The 24,842-nt window shown below is 51.0% G+C and carries 22 protein-coding genes and 1 pseudogene; 10 read left to right on the forward strand and 13 right to left on the reverse strand.

Annotated features, from left to right (window positions below; genetic code table 11):
• Positions 1-82 precede the first annotated feature (82 nt).
• Both EHW56_RS11655 and EHW56_RS11660 read right to left on the reverse strand, forming a co-directional pair.
• The gene (locus EHW56_RS11655) at positions 83-580 is read right to left on the reverse strand and encodes a peptidylprolyl isomerase (RefSeq protein ID WP_077578097.1); all 498 of its coding nucleotides are present in this window, start codon (positions 578-580) and stop codon (positions 83-85) included.
• Positions 581-723: 143 nt separating this feature from the next.
• Positions 724-1,248 (reverse strand): MarR family winged helix-turn-helix transcriptional regulator, encoded by a 525-nt coding sequence (locus tag EHW56_RS11660; protein ID WP_077578098.1) that lies wholly within the window; start codon positions 1,246-1,248, stop codon positions 724-726.
• A gap of 286 nt (positions 1,249-1,534) precedes the next feature.
• Here EHW56_RS11660 and cysS point away from each other — a divergent pair, with 286 nt between their 5' ends.
• Entirely contained in the window at positions 1,535-2,935 is a 1,401-nt protein-coding gene (cysS, locus tag EHW56_RS11665; protein WP_152795739.1) for a cysteine--tRNA ligase, read from the forward strand.
• Positions 2,936-3,053: 118 nt separating this feature from the next.
• Here the strand turns inward: cysS and EHW56_RS11670 are convergent, their stop codons facing one another.
• Positions 3,054-3,902, reverse strand: a complete 849-nt coding sequence (locus EHW56_RS11670) for an ion transporter (protein WP_046075348.1) — start codon at positions 3,900-3,902, stop codon at positions 3,054-3,056.
• Between the two features lie 109 nt (positions 3,903-4,011).
• Entirely contained in the window at positions 4,012-4,650 is a 639-nt protein-coding gene (locus EHW56_RS11675) for a YchE family NAAT transporter (RefSeq protein ID WP_046075349.1), read from the reverse strand.
• A 562-nt stretch (positions 4,651-5,212) separates the two neighbouring features.
• Between EHW56_RS11675 and adhE the strand changes: the two genes are divergently transcribed.
• The 3 genes from adhE to EHW56_RS11690 all read left to right on the forward strand — a co-directional run bounded on the left by adhE (position 5,213) and on the right by EHW56_RS11690 (position 8,580).
• Entirely contained in the window at positions 5,213-7,942 is a 2,730-nt protein-coding gene (gene adhE, locus EHW56_RS11680) for a bifunctional acetaldehyde-CoA/alcohol dehydrogenase (protein ID WP_255424393.1), read from the forward strand.
• Between the two features lie 112 nt (positions 7,943-8,054).
• The gene (locus EHW56_RS11685; RefSeq protein WP_152795743.1) at positions 8,055-8,297 is read left to right on the forward strand and encodes a type II toxin-antitoxin system ParD family antitoxin; all 243 of its coding nucleotides are present in this window, start codon (positions 8,055-8,057) and stop codon (positions 8,295-8,297) included.
• Entirely contained in the window at positions 8,290-8,580 is a 291-nt protein-coding gene (locus EHW56_RS11690; RefSeq protein WP_152795745.1) for a type II toxin-antitoxin system RelE/ParE family toxin, read from the forward strand. The genes EHW56_RS11685 and EHW56_RS11690 overlap by 8 nt, the downstream gene beginning before the upstream one ends.
• A 139-nt stretch (positions 8,581-8,719) precedes the next feature.
• Here the strand turns inward: EHW56_RS11690 and EHW56_RS11695 are convergent, their stop codons facing one another.
• From EHW56_RS11695 to EHW56_RS11735, 9 genes and pseudogenes are all read right to left on the reverse strand, one after another.
• On the reverse strand, positions 8,720-8,974 hold the full coding sequence (locus EHW56_RS11695; RefSeq protein WP_152795747.1) for a hypothetical protein: 255 nt from the start codon (positions 8,972-8,974) through the stop codon (positions 8,720-8,722).
• 173 nt (positions 8,975-9,147) lie between these two features.
• Positions 9,148-9,795 carry an SDR family NAD(P)-dependent oxidoreductase gene (locus tag EHW56_RS11700; RefSeq protein WP_152795749.1) on the reverse strand — a complete coding sequence of 216 codons (648 nt, stop codon included), beginning with the start codon at positions 9,793-9,795 and terminating at the stop codon, positions 9,148-9,150.
• A gap of 258 nt (positions 9,796-10,053) precedes the next feature.
• Positions 10,054-10,566, reverse strand: coding sequence for a VC2046/SO_2500 family protein (locus EHW56_RS11705; protein WP_172970018.1), 513 nt, complete (start codon positions 10,564-10,566; stop codon positions 10,054-10,056).
• 150 nt (positions 10,567-10,716) lie between these two features.
• Positions 10,717-11,724, reverse strand: coding sequence for an alpha-L-glutamate ligase-like protein (locus tag EHW56_RS11710; RefSeq protein ID WP_152795825.1), 1,008 nt, complete (start codon positions 11,722-11,724; stop codon positions 10,717-10,719).
• A 46-nt stretch (positions 11,725-11,770) separates the two neighbouring features.
• Positions 11,771-13,273, reverse strand: a pseudogene (locus EHW56_RS11715) (inactive transglutaminase family protein); the annotation flags it as partial.
• A gap of 9 nt (positions 13,274-13,282) precedes the next feature.
• Entirely contained in the window at positions 13,283-14,071 is a 789-nt protein-coding gene (locus EHW56_RS11720) for an ATP-dependent zinc protease (protein ID WP_152795753.1), read from the reverse strand.
• A 367-nt stretch (positions 14,072-14,438) separates the two neighbouring features.
• The gene (cmoB, locus tag EHW56_RS11725) at positions 14,439-15,410 is read right to left on the reverse strand and encodes a tRNA 5-methoxyuridine(34)/uridine 5-oxyacetic acid(34) synthase CmoB (RefSeq protein WP_077605452.1); all 972 of its coding nucleotides are present in this window, start codon (positions 15,408-15,410) and stop codon (positions 14,439-14,441) included.
• A gap of 27 nt (positions 15,411-15,437) precedes the next feature.
• Entirely contained in the window at positions 15,438-16,166 is a 729-nt protein-coding gene (gene cmoA, locus EHW56_RS11730) for a carboxy-S-adenosyl-L-methionine synthase CmoA (RefSeq protein WP_077578106.1), read from the reverse strand.
• A 133-nt stretch (positions 16,167-16,299) separates the two neighbouring features.
• Complete coding sequence (locus tag EHW56_RS11735; RefSeq protein WP_152795755.1) at positions 16,300-17,178, reverse strand: DUF72 domain-containing protein; 879 nt, start codon at positions 17,176-17,178, stop codon at positions 16,300-16,302.
• Positions 17,179-17,434: 256 nt separating this feature from the next.
• Between EHW56_RS11735 and aspS the strand changes: the two genes are divergently transcribed.
• The 6 genes from aspS to cydA all read left to right on the forward strand — a co-directional run bounded on the left by aspS (position 17,435) and on the right by cydA (position 24,841).
• Positions 17,435-19,219 (forward strand): aspartate--tRNA ligase, encoded by a 1,785-nt coding sequence (gene aspS / locus EHW56_RS11740; RefSeq protein WP_152795757.1) that lies wholly within the window; start codon positions 17,435-17,437, stop codon positions 19,217-19,219.
• A 184-nt stretch (positions 19,220-19,403) separates the two neighbouring features.
• Entirely contained in the window at positions 19,404-20,150 is a 747-nt protein-coding gene (locus EHW56_RS11745; protein ID WP_152795759.1) for a YebC/PmpR family DNA-binding transcriptional regulator, read from the forward strand.
• Positions 20,151-20,672 carry a crossover junction endodeoxyribonuclease RuvC gene (gene ruvC / locus EHW56_RS11750; protein WP_046075360.1) on the forward strand — a complete coding sequence of 174 codons (522 nt, stop codon included), beginning with the start codon at positions 20,151-20,153 and terminating at the stop codon, positions 20,670-20,672.
• Positions 20,673-21,084: 412 nt separating this feature from the next.
• The gene (gene ruvA / locus EHW56_RS11755) at positions 21,085-21,714 is read left to right on the forward strand and encodes a Holliday junction branch migration protein RuvA (protein ID WP_046075361.1); all 630 of its coding nucleotides are present in this window, start codon (positions 21,085-21,087) and stop codon (positions 21,712-21,714) included.
• Positions 21,715-21,717: 3 nt separating this feature from the next.
• Positions 21,718-22,731 carry a Holliday junction branch migration DNA helicase RuvB gene (ruvB, locus tag EHW56_RS11760; protein WP_046075362.1) on the forward strand — a complete coding sequence of 338 codons (1,014 nt, stop codon included), beginning with the start codon at positions 21,718-21,720 and terminating at the stop codon, positions 22,729-22,731.
• Positions 22,732-23,257: 526 nt separating this feature from the next.
• Positions 23,258-24,841 (forward strand): cytochrome ubiquinol oxidase subunit I, encoded by a 1,584-nt coding sequence (cydA, locus tag EHW56_RS11765; protein ID WP_172970023.1) that lies wholly within the window; start codon positions 23,258-23,260, stop codon positions 24,839-24,841.
• The last annotated feature ends 1 nt before the right edge of the window (position 24,842 follow it).

Consider the following 24,842-nt stretch of genomic DNA (forward strand, 5'->3'; position numbering starts at 1 on the left):
CGTTGGTTTTATCATTAATAGAAAGCGGGTCGCGACGAAAAAGAAAGGGTAGCCTTGGCTACCCTTGCTCGATAGTGTCACTTCAGTCTTCAATAGTCACGCTATTGATCAACACTTCTTCGACCGGGACGTCCTGGTGAACATAACCCCAGTTACCGGTGGCAACACCTTTGATCTTGTTGACCACATCCATGCCGTCAACCACTTCTGCGAATACACAGTAGCCCCAGCCATCTGGCGTTTTAGCTTTGTGATCGAGGAACAGGTTGTCATTGACGTTGATAAAGAATTGCGAGCTTGCTGAGTGCGGCTCCATGGTGCGAGCCATCGACAAGCGCCCCGTCAAGTTGCTGAGGCCGTTATCAGCTTCGTTTTTAATTGGCGCACGGGTTGCTTTTTCTTCCATGCCAGAGGCCATGCCACCGCCTTGGACCATAAAGCCGTCAATCACGCGGTGGAACAGGGTTCCGTCGTAAAAGCCGTCACGGCAGTATTGTAAAAAGTTCTCGACCGTAGCCGGTGCTTCGTCTGCAAACATGCGAAGTTTGATGTCACCGAACGTGGTATGAAGAGTCACCATGATGTAATCCTGTCATTGGCTTGGCTAAAAAGGATCACAGATTTTAGCCGAAAGTACTCGCTGATCAAGCAAAGATCCCCTGGATGTGGAATTAATCATCATTCCTGAGTCGTCCTTATCTCAGGCGAGCCGGGAAAAAGCGATTAAGACACGGGCTCAACATGTGCGAGTAATTTTTTAAGCAACACGGCGAGTTCGGCTTGCTCATCGGCGGTGAGACCCGCCAAGAGTTGGTGTAAATTGTTGGTATGATCCGTCACCGCTTTATCGATTAATCCCATACCCGCGTCTGTCAGTGAGACATAGACGCCACGGCGATCGTTGGGATCAGGGCTGCGAGACACTAAGCCTTTTTGCTCGAGGCGATCGATACGGTTGGTCATTGCGCCCGAGGTGAGCATCAAGGCATCGAGCAGCTGGTTGGGTGTTAATGTATAGGGCGAGCCTGCACGACGTAGGGAGGCCAACACATCAAACTCCCCAGGGTTGAGGTTATATTGGCCAAATACTTGTTGCAGTTTGGGATTGATATTGCCCAAAACCCGCGCGAGACGGCCCGTGATCGCCATCGGGCTGGGGTCGATATCTGGGCGCTCGTCGTGCCATTGGCGTAAGATGAGGTCAACTTTGTCCTCTTGTAGAGCGGAAGGGGTTGCGTTATCAGTCATGATTCTGCCACATCGGTTAGTCTCAATAAGATCGGTGAGTGCCAATCAGTCAATGGGCCAGTTTGCCCAATAAATACTTATCGATAAAGATTCTTTATTGAAAAATAAATGAATAGACTTAAAAAGCTCAAGCGATAATCTCGGTTTTAGTAGTAACTTGTGAGCCCAGTCTTAATGTTTCACAGGCCTTGGCCGGCGTGAGAGGCTTGCGTCATGCCAGTAGAAAAGGTGTAATAGCTGCTTCACCTTACTCATTGTCACTATTGTAACGAGTCATCAAATTATTATGTCGACGCAAACCCCCCCGTTAAAGATCTACAACTCACTGACGCGAGATAAAGCTGTCTTTCAACCCATCACGCCGGGAAAAATTGGCATGTATGTGTGTGGGGTGACGATTTACGATCTCTGTCATATTGGTCACGGGCGTACTTTTGTTTCGTTTGACATGATTGCGCGCTACTTGCGCTACTTGGGCTTTGATTTGACCTTTGTCCGTAATATCACGGATATCGATGACAAAATCATTAAGCGTGCGGCGGAAAATGGCGAGAGCTGTGACGCATTGACCGAGCGATTGATCGGTGAAATGTACCAAGACTTTGATGCTTTAAACATGGCACGCCCAGATATCGAGCCACGTGCGACTGACTACATCGACGAAATCATCACACTGGTAGAAAAGCTGATTGAGCGCGGCTTCGCCTATGTCGCAGATAATGGCGACGTGATGTTTGAAGTGGCCAAATTTGATGATTACGGCAAGCTGTCAAAGCAGGACCTCGATCAGCTGCAAGCGGGTGCCCGTGTGGATGTTGAAACAGCCAAGCGCAGTCCTCTCGACTTTGTGGTGTGGAAAATGTCCAAACCTGGCGAGCCGACATGGGAATCCCCGTGGGGGCCAGGTCGCCCTGGCTGGCACATTGAGTGCTCGGCAATGAACTCTGCGATCTTGGGCGAACATTTTGATATTCATGGTGGCGGCTCTGATTTGCAGTTCCCGCACCATGAGAACGAAATTGCCCAGTCTTGCTGCGCCCATGACACCCCATATGTCAATACCTGGATGCACAGCGGCATGGTGATGGTTGATCGTGAAAAGATGTCCAAGTCCTTGGGGAACTTTTTCACCATCCGTGATGTATTGGCACATTATGATGCCGAAACCGTGCGTTATTTCTTGCTGTCCGGTCACTATCGCAGCCAGTTGAACTACAGCGATGAAAACCTCAATCAAGCCCGTTCAGCACTTGAGCGTCTGTACACCTCGCTTCGCGGTTTAGACACACAGGCCGTACCTGCCGGTGGCGATGAATACGTGGCACGCTTTGAAGCGGCGATGAACGATGACTTCAATACCCCAGAGGCCTATTCGGTGCTATTCGATATGGCTCGAGAGATTAATCGACTGCGCGGCGATGATCAGGCGGCGGCATCCGCGCTGGGCGCGCAAATGCGCAAGTTAGCGTCGATTCTTGGTTTGCTCGAGCAAGATGCCGATAGCTTCTTGCAAGGCGATGCAGGGGCTGATGATGAAGTGGCTGAAATCGAGGCGCTCATTCAAAAACGGAACGATGCCCGTAAAGCCAAAGACTTTGCCAGCGCCGATGCCGCGCGTGATGCGCTCACCGCGATGGGTGTTGTGCTGGAAGACGGCCCGCAAGGCACCACTTGGCGCCGTAAGTAAGCGACTGTTATTTGCCATTGAGCCACTAAAAACGGAGCCGACTAGCTCCGTTTTTTGTTATCGGTATCTCGTGCTTTTACTCGCAGCGACTGCCGTACCAATCAACGTGAAGCCAGTGTTACAGCCCAGGTGTAACCACGCGCTTATCGGCTTCTGGCAGCTCACTGCCACAATGCTTACAAAATGAGGCGTCGGACTCATGGCCGCTTTTTGAGCAGTTAGGGCATTTTACCAAGTTGCGATGTAGTGACATCTGCTGACCGATTTCGGCGGTGATAATCCCGGTAGGCACGGCAATAATCGAATAGCCCATCAACATGGTGAAAGACGCGAGTGCCTTGCCAATATCGGTTTGCGGCACAATATCGCCATAGCCGACGGTGGTGAGGGTGACGATCGCCCAATAGATGGCATAGGGAATACTGGTAAAGCCATTCTCTGGCCCTTCAATCACGTACATGAGTGCGCCGAAGACGGTGACTAGGATCGCCACGGAGAAGAAGAAAATCATCACCTTGCGCGATGACAGCATCATCGAGCGTAACAAGATGTTGGAGTCTTCCAAAAAGCGCATCAGCCTCAAAACACGGAAAATACGCAATACCCGCAATAGGCGTACCACCATCAGGTAAGTCGTCCCTGGGACAAAAATCGCGATATAGGTGGGCAAAATTGCGAGTAAATCCACCACGCCGTAAAAGCTTCGCGCATAAGCAGACGGGCGCGGAGAGCAATAAAGGCGCAGTAAATACTCGATGGTAAAGATGCCGGTAAAGCCCCATTCAATCCAATAGAGCCATTGCGACCATTGAGCGTGAAAGCTAGCAATGGATTCCAGCATCAACACCACCATCGAGGCCAAGATCATCACAATTAGCACCAAATCAAATGCTTTCCCGTGCTTCGTCTCGGTGCCAAAGATGGTGGTGTAGAGATAATGTTGAAGACGGCTTTGTGACTTATTCATTCGCTTACCTTGCTATAAACCTTCCATGATTGAGCCGCAAAAAACCGGCACGGCAACTGCCTGCGTGCCGGTTTGCTAGTACTACGCGCTGCGCGGGATGACCGCGCGTTTAGTTAAGGCCAGGAAACAAAGCGCGCATGCCAGAGGCGATAAACTCGATGCCTAATGAACCCAGAATAAGACCCATGATCCGCGTAATAACGTTGATACCCGTTTGGCCTAAAAATTTCACTACTGCAGGGCCGACTTTAAATAATCCCCAGATTCCTGCAGAGAACAGCACTAGGGTGGTGATTAATGTAATCGTACTCCAGGTATCTGGGTATTGAGAGCCATACACAATGGTTGAGCTGATCGCACCTGGCCCGGCGAGCAGCGGCATTGCCAGCGGCACGACGCCCACTTGTTCACGACTAATGGTTTCGGATTGCTCCTGCTTGTTTTGCTTACCCTCACCCAACTTACCGTTCATCATGGTAAAAGCGATACTGAGCAGCAACATGCCACCGGCCACCCGGAATGAGTCGAGGGAAATACTAAACAAATCCAGCAACATCTGACCGGCAAGCAGAGAAACAATCAATATGATCGCCACCGCGATGGCTGCGGTGTATGCCGTGCGGTTTCGTTCTTGTTTATCAAGATGTACGGTGAGGGTGACAAAAACGGGCATGATACCGATAGGGTTAACGGCGGCAAAAAGCCCGACAAAAAACTGCACAAAAATCATGGTGTCGAAAGCGGCCATGGTGACTCTCGTAATGCTGTGAGGAAGTCCAGTTTCTCTCGGGTTTAATCAATGGCGCCAGTATAGCGATATCAGTTTAAAAACCAACCACTCAGCCATGTATTTTCTGCATGCAATGGTTGCACGTTTTGAACCAACTTAAGATGGCTCACTCAAACGATTTGTCGTCATGCAACTTTCGCACGGCAAACTATACTGAGGGTCGGTGTCGTGGATATAAACAACCGTCTTCAGGCGTTTTGTTGAAATTTACATACAGTATCGACATATAGACTTGTCTTGCCATGTAAAAAACATGTTACTGTGATGAAAATTTTAGACACATACATTCTGTGCTACAAAAATATTAAACCCAGTAACTGTGGGGGTTAAGCGTAAAGTTTATTGCGGTTGATTTGATAACAACTGATCGAGATCAAGTTACTCATGCTGTGAAAACTTATACTCAGTTTTGAAAGTTATTTACTAAATGCCACGCACCGAATGGCAACACTAACCAAAGATAAACATGGCTTAGTAAGCAAAGACGCGGCGTTAAGCAATTACTAAATGATTTTCAAATATGAACCAGGAGACGACTATGCCTGTCACTAATATTGCTGAACTCAACGCGATGGTTGAGCGTGTCAAAAAGGCACAACAAGAATTTGCGACCTATTCACAGGAGCAAGTAGATAAGATCTTCCGTGCCGCATCTCTGGCTGCAAACAACGCGCGTATCCCACTGGCGAAACAAGCGGTTGAAGAGTCAGGCATGGGTATCCTCGAAGACAAGGTTATCAAAAACCACTTCGCCTCTGAGTTCATCTACAATAAATACAAAGACGACAAAACCTGCGGGATTCTCGAAGAGAATGACGAATTCGGCACCATGACTATCGCCGAGCCCGTTGGCCTTATCTGCGGTATCGTGCCAACCACTAACCCAACCTCTACTGCGATCTTCAAATCACTGATCTCACTGAAAACGCGTAACGGCATCATCTTCTCGCCACACCCACGTGCGAAAAACTCGACCAATGATGCCGCGAAACTGGTTCTCGATGCAGCAGTGGCTGCGGGCGCACCGAAAGACATCATCGGCTGGATTGACCAACCTTCAGTCGAGCTTTCTAACGCACTGATGAAGCACGACGACATTAACCTGATTCTGGCGACCGGTGGCCCAGGCATGGTGAAAGCGGCATACTCATCAGGTAAACCTGCGATTGGTGTGGGTGCGGGTAACGTGCCTGTAGTTATCGACGAAACCGCGGACATTAAACGTGCTGTCGCGTCTGTACTGATGTCAAAAACCTTCGATAACGGCGTGGTGTGTGCGTCAGAGCAAGCGGTTATCGTGATGGACGAAGTGTACGATGAAGTGAAAGAACGCTTTGCGTCGCACAAAGGCCATGTATTGAGCAAAGCAGACGCCGATAAAGTGCGTAAGGTACTACTTATCAACGGTAACCTTAACGCTGATATCGTGGGCCAACCTGCCACTAAGATTGCAGACATGGCCGGTGTAAGCGTGCCATCAGACACTAAAATCTTGATTGGTGAAGGGCTGGAAATCAGCATCGAAGAAGAGTTTGCTCACGAGAAACTCTCGCCAACCTTGGGTATGTTCCGTGCCAAGAGCTTTGAGCACGCGGTCGATATGGCGTGCAAAATGGTAGAAATGGGCGGTATCGGCCACACCTCTGGCCTATATACTAACCAAGACGTGAACCAAGACCGCATCAAATACTTTGGTGACCGCCTGAAAACGGCTCGTATCCTAGTCAATATTCCAACCACGCACGGTGGTATCGGTGACTTGTACAACTTTAACGTTGCACCATCACTGACATTGGGCTGTGGCTCATGGGGTGGTAACTCAATTTCTGAGAACGTTGGGCCTAAACACCTGATGAACAAGAAAACCGTAGCGAAGCGAGCTGAGAATATGCTGTGGCACAAACTACCAAAATCTATCTACTTCCGTCGCGGCAGCTTGCCAATCGCACTGAGTGACCTAGAAGACAAGAAACGCGCGATGATCGTGACTGACCGCTTCCTGTTTAACAACGGTTATTCAGAGCAAATCGAGTCAATGCTTAAAGCGCAAGGCATGGACGTGAGTACTTTCTTCGAAGTAGAAGCGGATCCAACCTTAAGCGTGGTGCGCAAAGGTGCGGAAGCAATGAAGAGCTTCCAGCCAGACGTGATTATTGCCCTAGGTGGTGGTTCACCGATGGACGCGGCGAAAATCATGTGGGTTATGTATGAGCACCCACAGACAGCCTTTGAAGAGCTAGCGATGCGCTTTATGGATATCCGTAAACGTATCTACAAATTCCCGAAAATGGGTAAAAAAGCCGAGCTGGTTTGTGTGACAACCACATCAGGCACCGGTTCAGAAGTGACTCCGTTTGCGGTAGTAACGGACGATGAAACTGGGGCGAAATACCCACTGGCCGACTACGAGCTGACACCACAAATGGCGATTGTTGATGCCAACCTGGTGATGAACATGCCGAAGTCACTGACAGCCTTTGGTGGTTACGATGCGATTACCCACGCACTGGAAGCCTATGTGTCTATCCTTTCTAACGAATATTCAGAAGGGCAAGCACTGCAAGCGCTGAAATTGCTGAAAGACTATCTGCCAGCGAGCTATGCGCACGGCGCAAACGACCCAATTGCACGTGAGAAAGTGCACAATGGTGCCACCATTGCCGGTGTCGCATTTGCTAACGCCTTCTTGGGTGTGTGTCACTCAATGGCGCACAAAATCGGTGCTGAGTTCCACTTGCCACACGGTTTGGCGAACGCGCTGCTGATTTCCAACGTGGTACGTTTCAACGCCAATGACAACCCAACCAAGCAAACGGCATTCTCGCAGTACGACCGTCCACAAGCACGTCGTCGTTATGCAGAAATCGCTGACCACCTTGGCCTGGCACAAGACGGCGACCGTACCGCACAGAAAATCGAGCGCCTGCTAGCATGGCTTGAAGAAATGAAGCTGAAACTGGATATCCCAGTCTCAATTCAGGCAGCCGGTGTACCAGAAGCGGACTTTATGGCCAAACTGGATGAGCTTGCGGAAGAAGCGTTTGATGACCAATGTACAGGCGCTAACCCACGCTACCCACTCATCAAAGAGCTGAAAGAAGTGTTGGTTGCGTCTTACTACGGTAAGCCTTACATGGAAGGTGAAACCTTCGAAGGCACCACGGTTATCAAGAAAAAAGATGACCAGCCAGCCGCCGCGCCGACTAAAGCCGCGAAAGCAGCGAAAAAAGACGAAAAAGCAGACGCCTAATTTAACCTAGGTCACCGCTTAACGACAAAGACCCGCTCCGGCGGGTCTTTTTGATTTTATCCACGTGATTGCTTAACCTTATGATGAGACGTGTTGATGTAAGGATGAAGGCATGCCAAGAACAACCCGTGTGACGATTGGATCAGAATTCGATGACTTTGTTAGCCAGCTGATTGCATCTGGTCGCTATGGCACGACTGATGAAGTTGTCGATTCCGCATTACGATTATTAGAAAGGCAAGAGCAGCAGACCTCTGCCCTTAAAGTTGCTATTGAGGAAGGTGAAAAGAGTGGCGAGTGTGGCTTATCGCTTCACGATATCGCTGCAAGCGTAAAGCAAAAACATAATGTATAAACTTTCCAATCGTGCTGCGAAAGACTTTGAGAAAATCTTTGAATATACCTTGTTAAACTTTGGTGTCGAACAAGCAGACGATTACACGAATGCTCTTCATCAAACATTGCTTACGATAGCGGATCAGCCTTTAATGGGACATGAATGTCTAAAAATTGCATATGGACTTCGGTGTCACGATCATGCCAAACATGCCATTTATTATCGTCCTCAATCAGACGGCATATATATTATTCGTATTCTTCATCATCAAATGGACCCTCTGTTGCATTTCAGTCGATAGATGCGAGAACATGCCTCGTATATCGATAAATTAATCCCTTGTTACTCGTTCCCACGCTCCTGCGTGGGAACGCATACAAAACTCGAACCCTGAACAGAAGTCGTGACAAAACCATCTATCCGCACTTCCTACGCCTGATTTATACATCGATGGTACCATTGGCGACGATGACACAAGCCCCGGCACGATGATGGATAGGTACACATTGCCAACGGGCGCCAGTTGCACTGCGCCAGTCACGATCGGGGTTAATCGTTGGCCCCGGAGTCGGAGGCGCGCAGGGCACATCAATGCACGAGGTATACATCGTAATGGCGCTTTTCCGGCCTACGCGATATTCGGGATCTTGAATACGGAGCGCTTCGCTGACGGAATACGGAAAGGACTGCTGCATACTGGCATCGGGAGTTTTGCTCTTTCTGTACTCTGTATTCCGTCGTCGGTATTCGGGAATGGGAATACAGAGCGCTTCGCTGACGGAATAAGGGAAGGACTGCTGCATACTGGCATCGGGTTTTTTGCTCTTTCTGTACTCTGTACTCAGTCATCTGTATTCCTAGCCCCCTCTCACCCACTTGCCTCTAACAACCGGCCGGTAAAAGAATCGTTGGAGACGATGTACTCGGCATTGCGGATAAACTCATCATCGACACCGCGACTCGGCTGGCTTCGGTGACGCGGGACAATACCGCCGACACGAATTTTCAGCGCGGAAAGCTCTTTGGCCCACCGCTGGGTCAAACCGCCAATCATGGCGTTGGCAACCGTATCGGGCGTGAGATGAGTGCCCGCGACATTAATGATCACACCTGGCCGGCCGCGTTGCTGCATGCATTCTGCTGCACGTTGGACGACCAAAAAGTATTGTGATGTGGTATCACTGAGTGTTTTGGGTGTGTCCCATTGATTATCACTGTCGAAAAGCTTAGGCAGGATATCCCCTTGCCAATGATTAATGAGCACATCAATGCCACCAAAAAGCCGAGTAACTTGGCTGAACGCATCGTGAATAGATTCAGGCTCATGGTCAGCTAAACAAATAGGCTGAACGCGCCCCGGATAGTTGCGGCATTGATCGGCACTTAAGCGCAGCGCTGGCCACTCGGTATCGAGCAGCACCACGTTGGCGCCAAGCGAGCAAAAATGCTCAGCCATGGCGCGTCCAGACGGTGAACCACCTGCGGTAATGACGACCACTGCGCTATCGATCTTCATGAGAGTTTCCTCATAATTATCAGTCTATTAAAACAACATGATGCATTTATTTACCCAAGCAAGTCACGAGAAAGTGACAGCTTACTCACACCTTATTCAGGCATGGGAATGTAATACTGGACCATAAATACGAGGACTGCGAAAAAAAGACTAAAAACGTCAGGTGGAATGGCAAAAAGAATATCGGGAATCTATAGAGGATCACAGTTTGATAAAGGATCAATAAATGTCATCAAGATCGACTTGCGATCTGACGCATTATGCGCTCACACGCATTTTATCAAAGCAATGTGAGGTGGTGAGCTTTTCATACAAAGTGGCGGGGTTATACGCAGGGCGCTTGGGCTCGGTATCGGTCAAATGACGGCGCTCGTGGCCAGATAAATTATGATAGACCGCTTCGTCAAAACCGTGTGTACCTTGAGGGGGATAATGCATGGCCGCGGGGGCAAGCTGAAAGCGCAGGTTGGCGCTGGCAATGCCGCCTCGATGAAAGGCATCGGCTTGCGCACTGGCGCGTTGATAGTCTTCTTCATTACTGGCGGCAAGAGGTTGTGGGTCGGGCAGTTGGAACTGCTGACGGAGCACATGATCATTGCTGACGGGCGCATCAATCGGCGTCAGCGGGGTCGACTCGTTGGCATCACCAGACAATAGCGCCATCATCAGGGCAAAGTCGGAACGACGCCCTTGTACCACCGCATGGTTTAGGTTGTCCCCAAACTGAACGTCGCTAATCAGCTGCGCTTTGTCGATGGTATGGATAGTCACTGTGGTTACCCTAGTTATGACGTGGTCGATACGGTAATAACTAGGCTATCGGCAGCAGACGAGAAACTTTAACGCTTTTCTTTGGTTTGGCTTAAATATCTTTGGCTGGTGACCATGTCTCCTATAAGGTCGAGTGAGCGCTGTACCAACTCATCCTGCCTCCGCAAGCCTGGGTTGCAAGGGCTGCGTGCTCTGACCCGCAAAATGCTGCATCGAAAACGCCACCCGGTCTTCCGGTAAAGGCGGGTAGCGACAAGGTGGCAGCGATTCGATTAGGGCAAGACGCGGAAGCAGGCCACATCCATTGGCAATTTGAATGGCGAGGCCTGGGCGAGCATTGAGCTCCAGTACCATTGGACCTTTATCTTTATCCAGCACCATATCGGTGCCCATATAACCCAAATCTGTCATTTCCCATGCGCTGGCGGCGAGGGTAAGAAGCTGCTGCCACTGAGGCACTTTAAGGGTATAGAGATCTTGATGGGTATCTGGATGATGCGTAATAGGGCGATTAAACTGGACTGCTTTTAGTGCTTTACCTGTCGCAATATCTAACCCGACGCCGACGGCACCTTGGTGTAAGTTAGCTTTGCCATCAGACGCCGAGGTCGATAGACGCATCATTGCCATCACTGGGTAGCCTTGAAAAACAATCACGCGGATATCGGGCACACCCTCATAGCTAAATCCTTGAAAGCTATCATCAAACGCAATTAAGTTTTCGACCACGGCGACATCGGCTTTGCCTCCCAGCGAGAAAAGGCCTGCCAAGGTATTGGTGATATGGCGCTCCACATCATTATGGCTGACCGCTTTCCCCGAGGCTTTGGTATAGACACCTTGGTGGTTTTTTGTCACCACTAAGATGCCTTTTCCGCCAGAGCCCTGTGCAGGCTTAATCACAAAGCCGGGCCAATTGGCGACCATGGCGTGGATGCGTTTGACATCCGCTTGGCTGTCAATCACCCCAATCAGTTCAGGCACCGTGGCCCCCGCTTGTTGGGCGATGAGTTTGGTTTGTAGCTTGTCATCAACCAATGGATACAAACGCCGATCATTGTAACGTCCAATATAGCGAATGTTGCGCTGGTTCATGCCCATGATCCCCGCTTGGTTAAGCCGAAACGGAGAGGCTAGCTTATCGAGGAGTTTGCGCATCATCGCCTCCTGTGGTGGTAGCTAACCCAAGTGGCTTATTACTCGGTTCCGCTAAAGGGCGGAAGCGCTTGAGTTCAGACAAGCGATAGCCCGTGTAATTACCCAGTAGCAAGATAAGTGCAAGGATAACCAGCTGCAGGCCAATAAAGTTAAAGGTGAGATGGCGAATCAAATCATTGGTCATCGCTAAATATACCAGTACGGCAGTGAGCAGTGAGCCGCCACCTTGAATCACCACTTCCTTCGCTCCTTCTTCTTCCCACAAAATCGACATTCGCTCGATGGTCCACGACAAAATGATCATCGGGAAGAAGGTAATGGTGAGTCCCTCCATTAAGCCAATGTGGAAAGCAATCACGCTAAAGACGGAAATAATCAGGATCACGGTAATAATCACGGCCGATATTCGTGCTACCAAGAGTAAATTGAGCCGCGATAAGTAGCTTCTGATCACCAGCCCCGTGCCCACAATCAACACAAAGCCCACGATACCGGTGATGAGCTGGGTTTGGACAAAGGCGACGGCAATGAGCACTGGCATAAAAGTACCAGAGGTTTTGAGTCCCACAATCACCCGCAAGAACACCACAATGAGCGCACCGATTGGGATCAGCATGATGGTTTTGAACATTGCCTGCTCTTCAATGGGCAAACTATGGATGGAGAAGTTGAGCAAATCGTCGGCCGACACCTTGGCCGAGGTGGCCTGCTGCGGACTGATGTCTTGCGAAATGATGGAGAAATGCACCTGGCTGTGCTCACCGCCCATAACTTCTAGCAGCGGCCCGCCATGCTGGTTCCATAACAGCGTGTTATCGTGATGGCCATTTTGGCCGCTGACTAAATCAAACAAGTGCCAGCGACTGTCTTGCCACACTTGCAACATGGGGGAAATACTTTGGCGGCGCCGGCCATCCTCAAGCTCTAAACCGCCCACTACGCGCGCATGAATGCCTTCAAGGGCCAAGGTTTTGCGTAGGGCGTCGGGTTTATCCAGTGTGTTGAGCAGCAGCGCCGCGTTTTGACTATCAGGACTATTAAGCTGCTTGATCAGCTCGCGGGTCAAAGTAATGTTATCGGCAGAGCGAGCACGAGCACGGTCAAGCAAAGCGAGTGCGGCGTTTTTAGCCGCATTATCCATGACAGGCGTCGCCACCGCGTCATCCTCTGGTGGGGTCATAGTGTAGCGCGCACTGTCATCGACCAGCATCTGGTTTTTAAAATAAAGGGTTTGCTCACCACTGGCGTGACGTGCCGACCATTGTGCTTGGCGGCCATGCTCTGTATCGAGCAAGGAAAACCCGTACCCGGCCGATGAAGTGCTTTCATCAATCAGGGTCAGACCGGGTTGGCTATCAGGTGCGGCCAAGCTGACTTTGACCGGCCCGTTGGTGGCATCAAAATTGATTCTGGCCTCGATTTGCCACACTTGGCGCGTTTCATCTGCCAGCCATGGCACGCCATAAACAAGATGGCGGTAGGCACTGAGTGCGATGCCAGCGACGACCAAAAAGCCAATCAAAAAATAAAAAGGAACCCGTGAAACCATATCGATTACCTACTTGTTGGGGGTGTCGTCATCGCCTGGCTCCGTTGGCGTGTCCGGCTGATATTGCGGATGAATATGAACTTGGCTGACATCAACCACCGCCAAGTCTTTAAAAAATTCGCGGCCAAGCAGCACTGGGTATTCCATGTTGGTGCGATCGGCGAGGGTGAATTCGGTTTTCTCATGGATGTTACCGACACGAATCCAGGCTTCGACCACCGGGCGGCGCTCGGTGCTATCGCTCGACGACTGACGGATACGCACCCAACGTTTCACTGGCATTTCCATAAATACCGGCTGGTCATTGTTTTCACTATGATTGACGTTGAACTTGACCCAGGTATCGCCGTCACGCTCAAATTCTTGGATATCCACAGCATTCAATGAAGATGTTTCGGCACCGGTATCCACACGGGATTGGAAGGTGTTTTCGACCGCGTCAAACCAGACAAATTCGCGTCCACCGAGAATAACCTTGCCGTCGTTAACCGGCACCCGCACCACCTTTTCTTTCACTTTGACGTCAGCGGTGTCGGTCGCCACATTGGCGTAAAGCTTGGCTTGGGTACGCTGAATCACGGTCAGTTGGCTTTCGAGCGCACTCACTTTGTCGGCCAACTGATTTAACGCTGTGCCATGTTGAGCGAATGTCTCGGTGATGGTTTGTTGTTGCTGCTGGTGTTGGGCAGCCAGGTTATCAAATTTACTGAGCGTTTCCTGGTGTTGGTGCTGCGAAGTTAATGTGCAGCCGGACACCGTAAGTAAAAGCGCACTGATCAGTGAGCAACGAAATAGCATCTAAATCTCCACAGCGTAAGAAGGGTTGCGGCTAGCCATGTCACAGGCAGTAAAGCGCTGATCGCGACGGCGAGAGCAAATTCTAAAGGATGCGACAAAGATGGGTAGGGGGATTCTGTCAAATGTTAGTCAGAATTGACTAAACGCTGATTTAATCGACGGTAATAAAGCAAAGTCGTTAGCAAACAAGCACTCAGGCGGTGAAATAAAACACAGCCGTCAATACATGCGTCGCGATTGCGAGCGTGGTGTCAGCGTCAGGTGTGAGGTCGGTAAGCGGCGTTCACCGCCATGTTCACCCTTATCACCGCCTAGTGAGGCGGCGAGTAAGGGCGGTGGTATGGGGGAGCGGTGTCCGGGCTGTTGTTTAATCCGGGTTGCGAGCCACTAAGATCGCGCGTTTGGGGGCTGGATACCCTTCGATGGTTTGCGCCGGATCATCTGGGTTGAGGTACTCAGGCAGCGAGTTATGAGTCATCCACTCGGTACTGCGCTGCTCATCCGTGGTGGTGACGCACTCGTCGACAATACGCACATCGACAAATCCGACTTTCTCCAGCCACACTTTTAACGCGCGGGCAGACGGGAAAAAGTAGACGTTACGCATTTGTGCATAACGACCGGCAGGCACCAATACCGCGTTTTCATCGCCATCGATAACCAAGGTTTCCAGCACCAGCTCGCCATCTTTACGCAATTGATCTTTGAGTTGCATCAGATGATCGAGAGGGGAGCGGCGGTGATACAACACACCCATACTGAACACGGTGTCGAACGCGCGTAGCGCAGGCAGTTTTTCAATCCCTAAAGGCAGCAGGTGCGCACGCTGATCGTTACCCATCAAGCGACGAATGGCGTCGAATTGCATCAAAAAGAGCTCGGAGGGGTCGATGCCCACTGTCAATGCGGCCTCTTCGCCCAACATGCGCCACATGTGGTAGCCATTGCCGCAACCGACATCAAGCACATACCGCCCTTTTAGCGGCGAGATATGCGGGAGTACGCGATCCCATTTCCAATCTGAGCGCCACTCGGTATCAATATCAATGCCGTGTACCTGGTACGGGCCTTTACGCCAAGGGTGCAAGGTGCGCAATAAGTTTTCTAATTTTTTGCGCTCGCCATTAGGTAAGCTACTGTCATCACCAATACGCACTGCGTCTTTCAGCTCAACCGTCTCGGGCGCGGTGGTTGGGATCTTGTTGAGCACTTTTATCCACTTGGGCATATCGCCATGCGGCTGGTTTTGCCACTCGGCTAATTGTGCTGGCAACACCTCGAGCCAATGGCTTAGACGGTTTTTGGCGATCAGCTGATAAAAATCGGAAAAATCAAACATCAGATTACTCGTACTGTCAGGCTCGTCTTACTTAATCGCGAGCATCGAACCAAAGTTAAAACACTGGAACCACATGGCGACGCTGCTAAAGCCAATGGCATGGAGCCGCGCTTGGTGGGTGGCAATACTGTCCGGGCGCATCACATTCTCCAGTGCACTGCGCTTTTGGCTGATCTCAAGCTCGCTATAGCCATTGGCACGCTTGAAATCGTGGTGTAAATCGATCAGCAATTCATTGGCGGTTTCGTCTTCAAAGCGGTACTTTTCGGACAGAATCAGGATCCCACCTGGCTTCAAGCCTTGATAAATGCGAGTGAGTAGGGCTTGGCGATCGTCAGGGCTTAAAAATTGTAGGGTAAAATTGAGCACCACCATCGAGGCATTGGTTATCTCGACATCGCGAATATCGGCTTCGCGAACCTCAACATCGGCGGCGCCGCGATACGCATTAACATGCAAGCGACAACGCTCAACCATGGCTTGTGAGTTATCCACCGCGATGATTTTGCAGCTGTCATGAGGAATGTGGCGACGCATCGATAAAGTGGCAGCACCCAGCGAACAGCCAAGATCGTAAATATGACTATCAGGCGCAGCAAAACGCTTGGCCAGCATGCCGATGGCCGAAATAATATTGCTGTAACCCGGTACCGAGCGCTGGATCATATCCGGGAACACCTCAGCGACATTTTCATCGAAGGTGAAATCGCCCATTTTTTCGATAGGCGCTGCGAAAATTTTATCCTGATTAGCCATGTAAGCCCCTACAAATCAGCCAAGCTGGCAGGCTTTCGTGCGTTTTGCACCCAAAGCTTGCCACAAAAGCGGCGTATTGTAGTGAATTTTTCTGCGTCTGTCTGCACGGTGAGAACGCGTGCTAGCGGCGAGATTAAAACAACGCGCCCTGTTGACTTTGTGCGGCGCGCGTGACGGAAGCCAATGGCGATGATAAATCAAGACGTTGATATAACTGGGCGGCCAACGCAGGGGCCTGATCGTTATCTGAGGTATGAATCATTAAATAGGGCGTTTTGCCCGCGGCTATCCATTGAGATAAGCGTGAGATCCAAGGGTCAAAAAACGCGGTGTTTTCGGGCAAATCAGGATGGCCAATAAAACGCACCATGGGCGCTGCGCTGGTGGCGATGGCATGCACGGGCACCCGGGGCTTTTTCTTTTGCGCATCAATAATGGCAGGGGTGTCGGGGTTAGCCGCAAATACCGGGCGACTGTCCATGATTACACGGTTGGCGTTATGATCGATCAACAGTCGGTTGAGCGCTTTTTCTGCGTCGCCTTTGGCAAAAAAGGCCGGGTGACGCACCTCTATCCCAAGGGAAAACTCGCGGGGTAGCGATTCAAGAAATGTCGCTAAGCTTGCTAACCCCTCTGGGCCAAAACGCGCTGGCAGCTGAATCGTCCACTGGCCAATATGGTCATGGAGCGGGGCCATCAGCTTAATAAAGTCGGCGGTTAAGTCTTGCGCATGACGCAGCTGGCATTGATGGGTAATGGTTTTCGGCAGCTTAAAGGTAAATTGAAAATCGTCTGGAATGGCGGCCGCCCAATTATTCACCGTTTGCGGCGAGGGGGAGGCGTAAAAGGTCGTGTTGCCCTCGACGGTATTAAACACCTCGGCATAACGGGCTAAGCGCTCGCCCGACTTGGTGCCTGGCGGATAAAAGTGATGCTGCCAACTGGGATGAGACCATTGCGTCAGCCCCAACCGCAGGGGTGGAGAGGGGAGTTGGTGTAATAAGGAGGTCATGCCCGTGCTGATGCGTTGCGAACCAATAAAGTAATAGCCTAAAAGGATTTGGATAAAAAAACTACCGGTTTTAAGTACGATCGCTTTACCAAGAGCGGGGCTTTTCCTTTATAATGGCAGGTCTTTGACAGTAACGGCACTCATGGGGGCGTACCGTCAGGTACGACAGACGCTGTTACCCGAATTCCCCTCAGTATTTGGCAGGCTTGTGCCCCAGGGGGCAAGCGGAATCATCAGAACAGATCAGGAATAATCTATGCGCACCCAATATTGTGGTCACCTGAATAAAGCCCACGTCGGGCAAGAAGTAAGTCTTTGTGGTTGGGTTAACCGCCGCCGTGATTTGGGCGGCTTGATTTTTATCGACATGCGCGACCGTGAAGGTCTGGTGCAAGTTGTGATTGACCCTGATATGGGTGATGTTTACGAGCAAGCAAACAAATTGCGTAACGAATTTTGCCTGACCATCCGTGGTGAAGTGCGTGCGCGTCCAGAGAGCCAGATCAACAGTGATATGGCCACAGGCGAAGTCGAAGTGGTGGCGAAAGGGTTGGAGATCATCAACCGAAGTGCGCCGATGCCGATTGACTTTAACCAGTTTATTTCCGAAGAGCAGCGCCTGAAGTATCGCTACCTTGACTTGCGCCGCCCTGAAATGAGCGATCGAATTAAACTGCGTGCTAAAGCCACCAGCTTTGTCCGTCGTTTTCTCGATGACAATGACTTTTTAGACATCGAAACCCCGGTACTCACCAAGGCGACCCCAGAAGGCGCGCGTGACTACTTGGTGCCAAGCCGTGTCCACAAAGGTAATTTTTATGCGTTGCCGCAATCACCACAGCTGTTCAAACAGTTGCTGATGATGTCCGGGTTTGATCGCTATTACCAAATCGTGAAGTGCTTCCGTGATGAAGACTTGCGCGCCGATCGCCAGCCAGAATTTACCCAGATTGATATCGAAACCTCATTCATGAGCGCCGACCAAGTGCGCGAGGTGACCGAGCAATTGATCCGCGAAATGTGGCAATCGCTGCTCAATGTGGACTTGGGCGCGTTCCCCACCATGAAGTATGAAGAAGCGATGCGCCGTTTTGGCTCCGACAAGCCAGATTTGCGTAACCCGCTCGAAATCGTCGATGTAGCAGACATCGTCAAAGATGTTGAATTTAAAGTGTTCTCTGGCCCGGCAAACGATGAAAAAGGCCGCGTGGCTGTGATTCGTGTACCAGGCGGTGCCAGCTTGTCGCGCAAGCAGATTGATGAATACACCAACTTTGTTGGCATTTACGGCGCCAAAGGCTTGGCGTGGATGAAAGTCAACGACCGCGACGCCGGTTTTGATGGCATTCAATCGCCGGTGGCCAAGTTCCTCAATGCCGAAGTGGTAGAAAGCATTCTGTCACGCACTGAGGCGCAAACCGGTGACATTATCCTTTTCGGTGCCGACAAGAAATCAGTGGTCACTGAAGCGCTGGGCGCGTTGCGTGTGAAGCTAGGCCTAGATCTGGAGCTGACCGACACCCAAGCGTGGGCACCATTGTGGGTGATTGACTTCCCAATGTTTGAGGAAGACGACGAGGGTAACTTGCATGCGATGCATCACCCGTTCACTGCGCCGACCGACGTGACACCTGAAGAGCTGGTGGCAAACCCAGCGGTGGCGAACTCCAACGCCTACGACATGGTGATTAATGGCTATGAAGTGGGTGGTGGCTCGGTCCGTATCCATAACCCAGAAATGCAAGCCGCGGTGTTTGAGACGCTGGGCATTGATGAGCAAGAGCAGCGCAAGAAATTTGGCTTCTTGCTGGATGCGTTGCAATACGGCACCCCACCACACGCGGGTCTGGCGTTTGGTATGGATCGCCTGGTGATGTTGCTATCCGGCACCGAAAACATTCGCGACGTGATTGCCTTCCCGAAAACCACTGCAGCGGCCTGCTTGATGACTGATGCGCCAAGCCTGGCCAATGACGCGGCGCTTGAAGAGCTGGCTCTCAGCATTACCGCGGCGGCAGAGCAAAACGAACACAGCGAATAAATTCGCCTGATGACGGGCAAATAGCCTTGCCCGTCTTATCCTTGGGGCCGATAACTGCCGTCACTAGGCGGTCGTATCAAGGCGCAAGGTCAATGTCTCAACGCGCCTCAGACTGAAAAGCCAAGGCGCGTTTTTTCTTATTACTCCTTTCACGTGAGGGGAGCGCAAAAAACGGAGAGTCGATATGGCAGGTCACAGTAAGTGGTCGAACATTAAACACCGTAAAGCCGCTCAAGACGCGAAGCGCGGTAAGATTTTCACCAAGCTTATCCGAGAAATTGTGGTGTCAACCAAAGAGGGTGGCCCCGAGGCGGAAACCAATCCACGCCTGCGTGCCGCGGTGGATAAAGCGCTGTCAAATAACATGACACGCGATACCATCAACCGTGCGATTTCACGCGGTGCGGGCGGCGAAGGTGACGAGAACATGGAAACCGTCATCTATGAAGGTTATGGCCCTGCGGGCACGGCGGTGATGGTGGAGTGCATGACCGATAACCGCAACCGTACTGTGTCAGGTGTGCGCCATGCGTTTTCAAAATCCGGTGGTAACCTGGGTACCGATGGCTCAGTCAGCTTCTTATTCGATAAAAAAGGGGTGATCACCTACCCATCCGGCCTTGAAGAAGATGCGGTGATGGAAGCGGCACTCGAAGGCGGCGCGGACGATGTGGTCACCTATCACGACGGTTCAATGGATGTGTACACCACCCCCAATGACTTTGGCTATGTAAAAGATGCCTTAGATAAAGCTGGGTTTGAAGCTGAGCGAGCAGAGGTGACTCAGGTGCCATCCACCAAAGCGGAGTTAGATGCAGACACGGCACCGAAGCTGCTGCGCTTGATCGATATGTTAGAAGACCTTGACGATGTGCAAGAAGTCTACCATAACGGTGATATCTCGGACGAAGTGGCAGCGAGTTTAAGCTAAATGGCAGTGATACTGGGGATTGACCCAGGTTCGCGGATCACCGGTTATGGGGTGATCCGCCAACATGGTCGGCATCTTGAATATCTCGGTAGTGGCTGTATTCGCACCGAGACAGACGACTTACCCGGTCGACTGAAACATATCTATGCAGGGGTGAGCGAAGTCATCACCCAGTTTCAACCGGATAATTTTGCCATTGAGCAAGTGTTTATGGCCCGTAACGCGGATTCAGCGCTTAAACTGGGGCAAGCGCGCGGCAGCGCCATTGTTGCGGCGGTAAACGCCGATTTACCGGTGTCTGAATATGCCGCGAGGCTTATCAAGCAAGCAGTGGTAGGGAAAGGCAGTGCGGATAAAAAGCAAGTCCAGCATATGGTCACCCACATGTTAAAGCTCAGTGCCACCCCGCAAGCCGATGCAGCCGATGCCCTCGCGGTTGCCATTTGCCATGCCCACACCAATCACACCCTCATCGCCATGGCCGGCAAAGCCAACGCCGCCCGCCGCGGCCGGTATCGATAAAAGCGCTTTTTGCTCTTGAATACAGAGCGCTTCGCTTACGGAGTACGGAAAGAGACGAGGCGCTTCGCTTCTAGAGACTAGAGACTAGAAACTGGATAAAGTAGATCATGCTCGCACTGAGGCTATTGCTTTTTCTGTACTCTGTATTCCGTCATCGGTATTCGGGATCTTGAACACAGAGCGCTTCGCTTACAGAATACGGGAAGAGCAGGAAGTAGTGCCTAGGTCCTAGGATCCTAGGCCCTAGGAACTTTTTCTACAGGGACAGACACGTTACGCTTTTCCGTAATCCGTAATCCGTAATCCGTAATCCGTAATCCGTAATCCGTAATCCGCCCGTCGTCAATTCGACTGGATATAGATCCAGTTATTCTTTATCCTTGGGGGCAAAGTAACAAACTGAGATGCGATTGTGATAGGCCGATTACAGGGAACCCTGATAGAAAAGCAACCTCCTGAGATTTTGATCGATGTGAACGGCGTCGGCTATGAAGTGAGCATGCCGATGAACTGTTTGTATCAATTGCCGGAGGTGGGTGAAACCGCTACCGTGTACACGCATTTTGTAGTGCGTGAAGATGCGCAACTTCTCTATGGTTTTAGCGGTAAACGTGAGCGAGCGCTGTTTCGGGAAGTGATCAAGGCCAATGGCGTGGGACCTAAACTGGGGTTAGCGATTTTATCGGGGATGACGGCTAACCACTTTGTCGACAGTGTCGAGCATAATGATGTCTCGACCTTGGTGAAAATCCCTGGCGTGGGCAAGAAAACCGCGGAACGTTTGGTGATTGAAATGCGCGACCGGCTTAAAAACTGGGAAGCGTTCGATCTCTTTACTCCGCACACGGATGCCGCGACGGCTGAGGGCGCAGCCCTGCGTGCAGCGCCAACCACGATTTCGTCTGCCGCGGATGAGGCGGTAAGCGCCTTGGTCGCACTGGGTTATAAAGCGGCGCAGGCGGAGAAAGTGGTTAAACAAATTGCAACTGATGACATGAGCAGCGAAGACGTGATCCGTCACGCGCTGCGTTCAATGGTGTAACCCATGATAGAAGCTGATCGTTTAATCTCGGCGCAAACCACCCCTGATCGGGAAGAAGAGGTGATCGACCGCGCGATTCGTCCTAAGTTATTGGAAGACTACCAGGGGCAAAATCACGTCCGTGATCAAATGGAAATCTTTATCCATGCTGCGCGTAAACGCCAAGAGGCGCTCGATCATCTGTTGATTTTTGGCCCGCCGGGTCTGGGTAAAACCACCTTGGCCAATATTGTTGCCAATGAAATGGACGTCAATATTCGCACTACGTCGGGCCCCGTGTTAGAAAAAGCCGGCGATCTGGCCGCCTTGCTCACCAACCTTGAGCCTCACGATGTATTATTTATTGATGAAATCCATCGCTTAAGCCCAGTGGTAGAAGAAGTCTTGTACCCGGCGATGGAAGATTATCAACTAGATATTATGATTGGTGAAGGGCCTGCCGCGCGCTCAATCAAAATCGATTTACCGCCGTTTACCCTGATTGGTGCCACCACCCGCGCCGGCTCGCTGACATCGCCCTTGCGTGACCGCTTTGGCATTACCCAGCGTTTAGAGTATTACAGCGTGGGGGATCTAACCGGTATCGTGAAACGCAGCGCCCATTGCTTGGCGTTATCAACCGATGAGGAAGGGGCGATGGAAGTGGCGCGCCGTTCTCGCGGTACGCCACGTATTGCTAACCGCTTACTCCGTCGTGTGCGTGATTATGCTGAAGTAAAAGGCACGGGTGACATCAGTGCTGACATTGCTCAGCGCGCGCTCGATATGCTTGATGTTGACAGCCAAGGGTTTGACTACATGGATCGCAAGCTACTCAATGCCATTATTGAGAAGTTTGATGGCGGGCCGGTGGGGCTTGATAACTTAGCGGCGGCGATTGGCGAAGAGAAAGACACCATCGAAGATGTGATTGAGCCTTATTTGATTCAACAAGGCTACCTGCAACGCACACCACGTGGCCGGATTGCCAGCCAGCGTGCCTATTTGCACTTTGGCTTTGATTTGCCGAAAACCTAGTCGGCTAAGACTGAGCGGAAAATCCTCGCAAACCTTAATCAAGATCAAGACGTTTTTTGCTAAAACAGCCCCATTGGCCGACAACCAATGGGGTTTTTTGATCTAGATTAAGGTTATGTAGCACGTGAACCCTTATCGTAACCCCATCTGCTAGCGGTTGCTGGTGACGAGACAATGAGAAGTGGCTTCCGTTAATGCCTCCGTCTCACCCAGTTTCTTCGCGGTTAATCACAGTTTTGTATCTTGGTTGGTTCGCCTTATTGTTTTTGCAGCCGAGTCGACAAACCGAGCAAAACGCGATTAACACCCCATTGTTGTACCTATAATATTAGTTATGCCTTAATTAGATAAAATTTAACTATAGAATAACCTTGGTGTTTCAACTGTGTAACATGCAAGCAGTCAATTAAGAAGTGTGTAGCTTTCCCCGCGCCAGCCAGTTGTTTTGACTGCCGTGTTGGGTGAGAGAGTAAAACGAGCGATACGCCAGTATCGGCACCGAAAACGGTGTAAAGGAGTGACCATGATTACCGATATCGTCGATTTATCGCGGCTGCAGTTTGCGCTGACCGCGATGTATCACTTCCTGTTTGTTCCTTTAACTCTGGGCATGGCATTTTTGCTGGCCATCATGGAATCGTTATACGTGATGACCGACAAGCAAATCTACAAAGACATGACCAAGTTTTGGGGCAAGCTTTTTGGAATTAACTTTGCGCTTGGGGTGGCCACTGGCCTCACCATGGAGTTTCAATTCGGAACCAACTGGGCCTACTATTCCCACTATGTCGGGGATATTTTTGGGGCCCCGCTTGCCATTGAAGGGCTGATGGCCTTCTTCCTTGAATCCACTTTTGTGGGCCTGTTCTTCTTTGGTTGGGATCGTCTCAGTAAGCGTCAACACTTGGTCACTACCTGGCTGGTGGCGTTAGGCTCTAACTTTTCCGCGCTATGGATTTTGGTGGCCAACGGCTGGATGCAAAACCCCGTGGGCTCAGAGTTTAACTTTGAAACCATGCGTATGGAGATGGTGAGCTTTGCTGATGTGGTCTTTAATCCCGTGGCACAGGTGAAGTTTGTTCACACCGTTGCTGCTGGCTATACCACAGGGGCGATGTTCATTCTGGGGATCAGCGCTTACTACCTGCTCAAAGGCCGTGATATTGCCTTTGCGCGTCGCTCGTTTGCGATTGCTGCCTCGTTTGGCATGGCGGCCATTTTATCGGTAATCATCTTAGGTGATGAGTCCGGGTACGAGCTGGGTGATGTACAAAAGGTCAAACTGGCAGCGATCGAGGCTGAGTGGCACACCGAAGAAGCGCCGGCGGCCTTCACCGTGGTGGGGCTGCCGAATCAAGAGACCATGCAGACCGATTATGCGATCAAAATCCCTTATGCGATGGGGATCATTGCCACGCGCTCACTGGATAAAGAAGTGACAGGCTTAAGCGATTTGATTGCTGAGCATGAAACCCGCATCCGCAATGGTATGCAGGCGTACGCATTGCTGGAAAAACTGCGTGCCGGCGAGAAATCACCGGAAACCAAAGCCGCGTTCAACGAAGTGAAAAACGACCTCGGTTATGGCCTGCTTCTTAAGCCGTATACCGACAAGGTGGTGGATGCGACTGAAGGGCAAATTCAGCAAGCCGCGCAAGACTCTATCCCGCAAGTGGCGCCTTTGTTCTGGAGCTTTAGGATCATGGTAGCGTGCGGCTTTGCGATGCTGTTTATTTTTGGCATGGCGTTCTGGCAAACCTGTCGCCAGCGTATCGATGAAAAGCCCTGGCTACTGAAGCTTGCGCTGATTGGTATTCCTCTGCCATGGATCGCCTGCGAAGCGGGTTGGTTTGTTGCCGAATACGGTCGCCAGCCTTGGGCGGTGGGGGAAATCCTCCCCGTGCACGTGGCCGCATCGAATCTGGCCGCTGGCGATATTATTTTCTCGATGGTGGCGATTTGCTCGCTCTACACCGTTTTCCTCGTCGCTGAGCTTTATCTGATGTTCAAGTTTGCCCGCCTTGGGCCCAGCAGCCTCAAAACCGGCCGCTACCATTTTGAACAAAAAGGCAATCCAGAAGCGGATTTCAGCCGCCAGATTGAAGCATAAG

The sequence above is a fragment of the Salinivibrio sp. VGrn1 genome (assembly GCF_009377995.1).
GTDB classification, from domain to species: Bacteria; Pseudomonadota; Gammaproteobacteria; order Enterobacterales; family Vibrionaceae; genus Salinivibrio; species Salinivibrio siamensis.